The sequence below is a fragment of the Haloarchaeobius sp. FL176 genome (assembly GCF_024609245.1).
Classification (GTDB): domain Archaea; phylum Halobacteriota; class Halobacteria; order Halobacteriales; family Natrialbaceae; genus Haloarchaeobius.
This window is the reverse complement of record NZ_JANJYH010000033.1, coordinates 1-547: the sequence shown is the minus strand read 5'-3', so window position 1 is coordinate 547 and position 547 is coordinate 1. Positions and strand designations below refer to the sequence as shown.

The following is a 547-nucleotide window of genomic DNA, read 5'->3' as shown; positions in this document are numbered from 1 at the left end:
CTGCATACTGTCGGAGCTGGTGAGATGTCCGGCGTTGAGTCCAATTAAACCGCAGGCTCCTCCGGTTGTAGTGCTCCCCCGCCAATTCCTTTAAGTTTCATCCTTGCGGACGTACTTCCCAGGCGGCCAGTTTATCGTCTTCACTGCGGCACAGCACGAGCTCGTAGCCCGCGCCAAACCTAACTGGCATCGTTTACAGCTGGGACTACCCGGGTATCTAATCCGGTTCGTGACCCCAGCTTTCGTCCCTCACTGTCGGATCCGATCTTCCGAGGTGCTTTCGCCATCGGTGGTCCGTCCAGGATTACGGGATTTCACTCCTACCCCAGACGTACCCCTCGGATCGCTCGGTCCCAAGCTGCGCAGTTTCTGCCGGACGCCTGCTCGTTGAGCGAGCAGATTTCCCAACAGACTTGCACAGCCAGCTACGGACGCTTTAGGCCCAATAATATCGGTCATCACTCGAGCTGCCGGTGTTACCGCGGCGGCTGGCACCGGTCTTGCCCAGCTCTTGTTCCTGAACCACCCTAGGGTTCAGAAAAGCGAG

General features: G+C 58.1%; 1 rRNA gene. It reads right to left on the bottom strand.

Annotated features, from left to right (window positions below):
• Window positions 1-547: ribosomal RNA gene (locus NO978_RS19740) — 16S ribosomal RNA — on the bottom strand; the annotation flags it as partial.